The sequence below is a fragment of the Virgibacillus sp. M23 genome (assembly GCF_034190895.1).
In the GTDB taxonomy this organism is placed as follows: domain Bacteria; phylum Bacillota; class Bacilli; order Bacillales; family Amphibacillaceae; genus Virgibacillus; species Virgibacillus salarius.
In genome coordinates this window covers 1-7,698 of the sequence record NZ_JAWDHA010000101.1, presented here as the reverse complement: position 1 = coordinate 7,698, position 7,698 = coordinate 1, and the positions used below count along the sequence as shown (strand labels likewise).

General features: G+C 36.3%; 9 protein-coding genes. 8 read left to right on the top strand and 1 reads right to left on the bottom strand.

Translation table 11 applies throughout. From position 1 onward, the window contains the following. Positions 1 to 368 precede the first annotated feature (368 nt). Positions 369 to 989, bottom strand: coding sequence for a spore protease YyaC (gene yyaC, locus RVS70_RS21005; RefSeq protein WP_321134706.1), 621 nt, complete (start codon positions 987 to 989; stop codon positions 369 to 371). A gap of 87 nt (positions 990 to 1,076) precedes the next feature. Between yyaC and RVS70_RS21000 the strand changes: the two genes are divergently transcribed. The 8 genes from RVS70_RS21000 to RVS70_RS20965 all read left to right on the top strand — a co-directional run bounded on the left by RVS70_RS21000 (position 1,077) and on the right by RVS70_RS20965 (position 7,382). Next, positions 1,077 to 2,102, top strand: a complete 1,026-nt coding sequence (locus RVS70_RS21000; protein ID WP_026681847.1) for a membrane protein — start codon at positions 1,077 to 1,079, stop codon at positions 2,100 to 2,102. A gap of 25 nt (positions 2,103 to 2,127) precedes the next feature. Then, positions 2,128 to 3,135, top strand: coding sequence for a mechanosensitive ion channel family protein (locus tag RVS70_RS20995; protein WP_321134704.1), 1,008 nt, complete (start codon positions 2,128 to 2,130; stop codon positions 3,133 to 3,135). A gap of 40 nt (positions 3,136 to 3,175) precedes the next feature. After that, positions 3,176 to 3,373 (top strand): DUF951 domain-containing protein, encoded by a 198-nt coding sequence (locus RVS70_RS20990; protein WP_026681845.1) that lies wholly within the window; start codon positions 3,176 to 3,178, stop codon positions 3,371 to 3,373. A 212-nt stretch (positions 3,374 to 3,585) separates the two neighbouring features. Continuing rightward, positions 3,586 to 4,686, top strand: coding sequence for a redox-regulated ATPase YchF (ychF, locus tag RVS70_RS20985; RefSeq protein WP_026681844.1), 1,101 nt, complete (start codon positions 3,586 to 3,588; stop codon positions 4,684 to 4,686). Positions 4,687 to 4,889: 203 nt separating this feature from the next. Further along, positions 4,890 to 5,180 (top strand): 30S ribosomal protein S6, encoded by a 291-nt coding sequence (rpsF, locus tag RVS70_RS20980; protein ID WP_026681843.1) that lies wholly within the window; start codon positions 4,890 to 4,892, stop codon positions 5,178 to 5,180. A gap of 15 nt (positions 5,181 to 5,195) precedes the next feature. Next, a complete protein-coding gene (ssb, locus tag RVS70_RS20975) occupies positions 5,196 to 5,660 on the top strand; it encodes a single-stranded DNA-binding protein (RefSeq protein ID WP_026681842.1) in 465 nt (154 codons plus the stop codon). A gap of 20 nt (positions 5,661 to 5,680) precedes the next feature. Beyond that, entirely contained in the window at positions 5,681 to 5,911 is a 231-nt protein-coding gene (rpsR, locus tag RVS70_RS20970; RefSeq protein ID WP_026681841.1) for a 30S ribosomal protein S18, read from the top strand. A 637-nt stretch (positions 5,912 to 6,548) separates the two neighbouring features. Then, positions 6,549 to 7,382 carry a mechanosensitive ion channel family protein gene (locus RVS70_RS20965; protein WP_026681840.1) on the top strand — a complete coding sequence of 278 codons (834 nt, stop codon included), beginning with the start codon at positions 6,549 to 6,551 and terminating at the stop codon, positions 7,380 to 7,382. Positions 7,383 to 7,698: the final 316 nt, after the last annotated feature.

Sequence of the window (7,698 nt, the reverse complement as noted above, 5' to 3'; positions counted from 1 at the left end):
CGGAAAGGGAAGTGGGCAGCCGGAGTGGTGGTCAAGCAGTAGCTATTATTCCATAATAGCTACTAGAGGAAGCGTAAATCTGAGCATTTAGTGATAAGGACTGAGCGAATTTTGCTCAGTTTTTCTAATAGTTTAGGAAATCAAGGTAATTATAAAATTTGCCCATGTCAATAAATAGGAGCGTGTTGAGCTGTGTCCAGCTCCAACGCCTAGAAACTAGGCGACTTCATGGACGATAAGTTGTCATTGGCTCGCAACCGCACCGTGATTCCTTTATAGCATTTGACTCGCTCCAGTCGCTACGTTTCTAATCGAGCGCTTGTGCTTTTGTTCTATGCATGTACACACCATCGAATCACTTCAATAATCTAATTAGGTATTGTAGGATTGGCGACTTGAATGACAACTGCAGGAGAATGGTGCTGATAAATTAATCGCTGATCAAGCTGTTCTAATAAGTCCGCTGTTTTACTAGCCATTCGCATCACTAAGCTTAATCTAGTGTTTTGCAGAACAGAATACTCCATAAACCCACTAACATTAACAACACCTGTAAGGTGAATATCACCAACTTCAGGCAGGGGCTTATTAAAGGCTGCTCCAGGTTTTATTGGCCCTGTACCAGTAATAAGGTGTCCAATGGACGTGTGTTTCCCTAAACAGGCATCTATTGCGATTACAAAAGGATTGTGATGATTGCTATAAATATCCTGTAAATAGTCATGTATATTGGTGGCATGAACGGGTTCATCTAGTGTACCATAGATCGATAAATGTTTAATTTTTTTCTCAGCTAGTAGTGTACCAGTTAATGGGCCTAAAGAGTCTCCCGTAGAACGATCCGTACCAATGCATACCACTACATAATCACGTGGCGAGTGCGGCATCCAGGAAATAATTTTCTCACGCATAACGTGTATAAAATTAGGTTCTGTATGTAGCATACGGAAATTTTCATTTCTCCGGCCTAATCTGCTTTTTAAATTCATAGCTTATCCTCCAAATACATATTGGTATAGTATACGGAAATTTTTTGAAATCTATACATCGATTCTTAAATTATTGGAGGAACTTACATGCTGCGTGCGGGTATGAAATGGATGTTTTTAATTATTGGAACAACAATAGGAGCTGGATATGCTTCTGGGAGGGAATTGTGGCAATTTTTTGGTCATGAAAGTGGACTAGCTATTTGTTTATTTGGCCTATTTTTTTCGATTTGTTGTATAGTGATAATGACCATAAGCTTTGAACGACAATCGACGCATTATTTACCAGTGCTACGTGAAATTGTCGGTGAGAAACTTACTGTAATATATGATGTCATGATATTTATTTATCTTTTTACAACAACCGTAATTATGATTGCTGGAAGTGGGGCAACTTCTCAAGCGTTTAATTTTCCCTATTGGTGGGGTATAAGTATTATAATTATTGCGCTTATTATTTTATTTATGAAGGGAATAAATGGGCTACTTTCTATGAATCAATTTATATTACCATTATTATTGACAGGACTGCTATTTGTATTATTATGGTTTACCATTGATCAACAACTTGATTTATTTTCACATTGGGATGAGCAGCGTAATTGGACAGCCGCATTTCCATTTACTGCGTTAAATATTCTTCCGCTAATTGCTGTCTTGGGGGCAATTGGGAACAAAGTAAAGTCCAAGCAGGAGATATGGATAGCAAGTGTTGGTAGTGGATTAATACTTGGTGTTATCTCGTTTATTTATAATAATAGCTTAATTCAAATAGCGGATGAATTACTGTTATATGAGATTCCCTTATTTGCAATTTTAAAGCACTACCCGTTTGAAATGCTAATACTGATGAGTATTCTATTATGGTTTGCTATTTTTACAACCGCAGCTTCTGGAATTTTGGGTATCGTAACGCGTATAAAGGAGTATATAAAAAAACCATTATGGTTGATTGTTTCTGTTACCTTGGTTACAATGATTCCATTAACAGCACTAGGTTTCTCGACATTAATAAACTATTTGTACCCCATATATGGCATACTAAATTTATACGTTTTAACGCGACTATTATTATTCCCGGTATGGGATAAATTAGAAAATAAAAAAACATAGGTAATTACAGCAGGAGGAGGTACATATGGATAAGGAAGAAGTTAGCAAGGAAATAGATAATTTTAGTGATGAATTATCTAAGTTTTGGGATTATGTAACAGGGGCAGATTTTTGGCTAAAGATAGGCATAGGTATATTTCGTATTCTAGTAATTCTATTACTAGCTTATATGATTGTCCGAGTCACCCGTAAGGTAGTCGATCGTTTATTTAAACGAAGAGAGAATGGCCCAATTCGAATTACAGAACGACGAGAAAATACTTTGAAAAAATTAATTAAAAGTACGATAACCTATGTTGTATACTTTATTGCGTTCATCATGATACTTGATAATGTATTAGGTTTTCAGGTCGGAGCGTTACTAGCTGGTGCCGGTGTTGCAGGACTAGCTATTGGTTTTGGTGCACAGAATCTTGTTAGAGATATCATTTCAGGATTTTTCATTATTTTTGAAGACCAATTCTCAGTAGGGGATTATGTTGGAGTAGCTGGTATCGAAGGAACAGTTGAAGAAATTGGTCTACGAACTACAAAAGTATTGAGTTGGACAGGTGAAATGCATATCTTACCAAACGGAAATGTCACTCAGGTTATAAATTACTCTATTCATAATGGTCTAGCTATTGTTGATATTAACGTTCCATATGAAAGCAGTGTAGATGATGCGGAGAAGATTATTAATGATGTGGCAGTAACGTTACCTGATAAGTATGATTTTCTAGTCGGTGTTCCAGAGATTATCGGTGTGCAAAATTTAGAAGCTTCATACTTTGTTATACGAGTAATTGCAGATACGCTGCCAGGCTTTCAATGGGCAGGCGAAAGAAATATTCGTAAAGAAATGCAGGATAAGCTGTATAAAGCAGGTATTGAAATCCCTGCACCACGAATTGTTATGTATTCTCGTGAACAAAAAGATAACATTCTCAACCGTGATAAATCACAACTGCAACAAACGCAGACAAATAGAAACCAATTAAATTATGAAGAATCAGGGAATAGTCAAACGGAACAAACACCTGAGCGAGAATAATAAATAGTAGTTATAATGAGATAAAAAGGAGAAAAACAAGATGGAAGGAAAAGAGTTTGCGTTAAATGATGTCGTCATGATGAAAAAGCCGCATCCATGTGGGGAAAATCGCTGGAAAATTATTCGCATGGGTATGGATATTCGAATTAAATGTCTAGGCTGTGATCATAGTGTGATGATACCGCGTAGACAATTCACTAAAAAAATGAAAAAAGTGCTAGAAAAAGCAGAAGAATAAAAGTAGTTAAAATAGACTATGACACCTAGAAAATGTTACAATGGTAGCAGACAGAAAGAAATATTTACAACGTGATAGGGTAAAACGCAAAAGTAGGCATGTTTCTATGCCTATTTTTGTTTTTTGTCAGCTTGTCATTTGTCTAGCAAATATCTATAATTAGAATGACAAACGCGTTTATATGAATGGAATCCTTAAGGAGTGAAAGTTGAATGTCTCTAACAGCAGGAATTGTCGGTCTTCCAAATGTGGGTAAATCAACATTATTTAATGCTATTACACAAGCAGGGGCAGAAGCAGCGAATTATCCATTCGCTACAATTGATCCTAATGTCGGAATAGTGGAAGTACCAGACAATCGCTTAAATAAATTAACAGAATTAGTAAAACCAAAAAAAACAGTACCTACAGCATTTGAATTTACGGATATTGCTGGTATTGTGAAGGGAGCTAGTAAAGGCGAAGGATTAGGAAACCAATTTTTATCCCACATTCGTCAAGTTGATGCGATTTGCCAAGTGGTACGTTGTTTTCAAGATGATAACATCACGCATGTATCTGGAAGAATTGATCCCATTGATGATATTGAAATCATTAACTTGGAACTAATTCTTGCTGATTTGGAAACAGTTAACAAACGTTTTCAACGTGTAGAAAAATTGGCTAGACAGAAAGATAAGGCAGCTGTTGCAGAGTATGATATACTAGTCAAAATTAAAGCTGGTTTAGAAGAAGAAAAGCCTGTACGTGCACTAGATTTTACAGAAGAACAATATAAAGTGGTAAAAGGTCTACATCTATTAACTAGTAAACCGACACTCTATGTAGCAAATGTGAGTGAAGAAGAGGTTGCCGATCCTGATACAAACGAGAACGTACAAAAGGTTAAAGACTATGCCGCAAAGGAAAACGCCGAGGTTATCGTTGTATGTGCCAAGATTGAAGAAGAAATTGCTGAGCTTGATGTCGAAGAAAAGGAAATGTTTCTTGAAGATCTAGGAATAGCTGAATCAGGGTTAGATAAATTAATCAAAGCTTCCTATCATTTATTAGGCTTAGCTACTTACTTTACAGCAGGAGAACAGGAGGTCCGTGCATGGACATTCCAAAAAGGAATTAAAGCTCCTCAAGCAGCTGGAATTATTCATACAGATTTTGAACGAGGATTTATTCGCGCTGAAACGGTATCATATGATGATCTTGTAGAAGCAGGAACAATGTCACAGGCAAAAGAGAATGGAAAAGTGCGGTTAGAAGGTAAAGACTATGTTGTAAAAGATGGAGATGTCATTCATTTTCGCTTTAATGTATAGTCAGGAAATAACCGCTAAGGACGAATATTATATATGTATAATGTATTGAAGGATCTCTCGAAGGCTTGTTATTTACAATATGATTTGGTATAATACACTATTGTGAGTAATTATAATTTACGATTACTCCTTGCTCCTATTGCGGGAGGCAATAATGCTGATCAATATTTAGGAGCCGCTAAGACCAAAAGGAGGTGTTACGGATGAGAAAATATGAAATCATGTACATCATCCGCCCAGATATGGAAGAGGAAGCGCAGACAGCTTTAATTGAGCGTTTCAATGGAATTCTAACTGATAATGGCGCGGAGATTGAAAAGGTTGATGAAAAAGGTAAGAAGCGTCTTGCTTATGAAATCAATGACTACCGTGATGGATATTATGTAATCATTAACTTCAGTGCTGATGAACAAGCGATTAACGAATTTGATCGCCTAGCGAAGTTCTCTGATGATATTATTCGTCATATTGCAGTTCGAGAAGATGATCAATAATAAGGAGTGGTTCTGATGTTAAATCGTGTCGTTCTTGTCGGCAGGTTAACGAAGGATCCTGATTTACGTTATACACCAAGTGGAGTAGCTGTAGCTAACTTTACACTTGCAGTAAACCGTCCATTCTCTAATCAACAGGGGAACCGTGAAGCCGACTTCATTAATTGTGTTGTTTGGCGTAGACCAGCAGAGAACCTAGCGAACTTCATGAAAAAGGGAAGTATGGTTGGGGTTGATGGTCGTGTGCAAACGCGTAGATTTGAAGGTCAGGATGGGAAAACTGTTTTTGTTACAGAAATTGTTGCAGACAGCGTACAATTCTTAGAATCTAAAGGCACCTCTCAAGGTGGAGGACAGGATACATCAGGATTCCAACCAAATAGAAACCAGAACCAATTTGAACCAAATAGAAACCAAGAGGACCCATTTAAAAATAATGGAGAGCCTATCGATATATCAGATGACGATTTACCATTTTAAAATGAAAAGGAGGGTTATTTATGGCAGCTCGTCGCGGACGTGCAAAGCGTCGTAAAGTGTGTTTCTTCACTGCAAATGGAATTACACACATTGATTACAAAGACGTGGATTTGCTAAAACGTTTCATCTCTGAGCGCGGGAAAATTCTTCCTCGTCGTGTAACAGGAACTTCAGCAAAATACCAACGTAAGCTTACAAAAGCAATCAAACGTGCTCGCACAATGGCTTTATTGCCATATGTAGCTGAGTAATAAATAGTTATTAAAGGCATTATAGGCTAAGACCTATGATGCCTTTTTATTATTATATGTACATATGAAGGAATGGTGGTATATATGCTTCCTATTGAATCATTGTCATCCACTTACGTTAGCGAATTTCTTATAATGATTTGATAGACTTATCATATAGCTAACTCTATATTAACGCTTTCGTATATTTAATAATCTATCTAGGAGGTTTATGATTAATAAAATTGGGGAAGAGAATAGTAACTCCTTCTTTTTCTAGAAGCAAGATTCAGGTCTCTAGATTAACTATCTTATTCAACTAAAGGGATATAGCCAACCAAATTTGGTTGGCTATACCCCTTTAAAAGGGTGGTATTTGGTAAGCAGATTTTTTATAGAGCGTTATTAAGGGATTATTGATTGCATTACCATTTTCAGACAGTTCCTCAGAGCATATAGCTATGAGGAACTGATACCATATAAGAAAGATACGACGTTTAATATTTTACATATTGGATTTGCGATAGTAATGGATTGGTGAACAATGGAAAATGAAATAGGTTAAATTTCGAAAACAACTCCATCAAAAACTATTTTGTGCTTTTTTACAGATGAAATTTTTGTTATAATCATAACTCGCAAAGGAGTCGATTTTAAAATGAAATGGTTGGAAAACATCGAATGGGAAGAAGTTATTTTAGATGTTGGTATTATACTCATTCAATTAGTCGCAATTCTGATTGCTTTCCTGATTACTCGTGCCATTGGAAAAAAACTAATTCAATCTTCTTTCTCAAAGGTACAGACTAAAAAGAAGATGTCTGTTGGTAGAACACAAACATTACAAGCATTAGCAATTAGTTTTTTTTCATATGTTCTCATTTTTATCACCTTGGTAATAGTGCTTGGTATATTTGGAATTAATGCTGCAGGGTTAATTGCCGGAGCAGGTATTATCGGATTAGCAATTGGCTTTGGTGCTCAAGGTCTGGTAAGTGATGTCGTAACTGGTTTTTTCTTATTACTGGAAAAACAACTAGATGTTGGCGATTATGTAACGACAGCAGGATACGGTGGTATTGTCGAAGAAGTAGGTTTACGAACAACCCAAATTCGAAGCTTTGACGGGACTTTGAATTTTATCCCTAATAGAGAGATTAGTTCACTAAGTAATCATTCTCGTGGTAATATGAGAGCTCTCGTTGACATTGGTATCTCTTATGATGATAATATTGACCATGCCATGACAGTCCTTCAAGAGGTCTGTGACAAGATAAAGCAAGAGAATGAGACAATTGTAGAAGGACCAGATGTGTTAGGTGTTCAAACAATCGGTGATTCTGATATTACACTTCGGGTTATTGCAAAAACAGAAAATATGGAACAGTGGGCAGTTGAAAGACAGCTTCGTAAAGCAATTAAAGAAGCATTTGATCAAAATAACATTGATATACCTTTCCCACATCAAGTGTATATTGAAAAACAAGCATAATAGGAGTTATACGTTATCTTGTATATTCATTTAGTTTGATAACGGTTTTACTATGAGAAAAATAATATATTAATACGTGCTGTAACCTCAAGCGTTTAGAGCAAAGCTCTTCAAGAGGTTACTCACGTTCATGTGAAAAACGTAATCACCTTATGCTTATTGCTAGGCATGGGGTGATAACTTTTTTTATAAGTTAAGAAAGTATAAAATCAGTGCAATGACTGCGTTAAGCGAAGTAGTTATTTTGAAATGTTTGATGTATATTGGCAATGCTCCGACTAATTACTTCGCTTTCCGCGGGCACGGCCTCAACTAA

Bases quoted from the DNA above. Each gene is read 5' to 3' on its own strand.
- RVS70_RS20990 (WP_026681845.1), top strand. From the start codon at position 3,176: ATGGAAGGAAAAGAGTTTGCGTTAAATGATGTCGTCATGATGAAAAAG.
- ssb (WP_026681842.1), top strand. From the start codon at position 5,196: ATGTTAAATCGTGTCGTTCTTGTCGGCAGGTTAACGAAGGATCCTGAT.
- RVS70_RS20965 (WP_026681840.1), top strand. From the start codon at position 6,549: ATGAAATGGTTGGAAAACATCGAATGGGAAGAAGTTATTTTAGATGTT.
- RVS70_RS20995 (WP_321134704.1), top strand. From the start codon at position 2,128: ATGGATAAGGAAGAAGTTAGCAAGGAAATAGATAATTTTAGTGATGAA.
- rpsR (WP_026681841.1), top strand. From the start codon at position 5,681: ATGGCAGCTCGTCGCGGACGTGCAAAGCGTCGTAAAGTGTGTTTCTTC.
- RVS70_RS21000 (WP_026681847.1), top strand. From the start codon at position 1,077: ATGCTGCGTGCGGGTATGAAATGGATGTTTTTAATTATTGGAACAACA.
- ychF (WP_026681844.1), top strand. From the start codon at position 3,586: ATGTCTCTAACAGCAGGAATTGTCGGTCTTCCAAATGTGGGTAAATCA.
- yyaC (WP_321134706.1), bottom strand. From the start codon at position 989: ATGAATTTAAAAAGCAGATTAGGCCGGAGAAATGAAAATTTCCGTATG.
- rpsF (WP_026681843.1), top strand. From the start codon at position 4,890: ATGAGAAAATATGAAATCATGTACATCATCCGCCCAGATATGGAAGAG.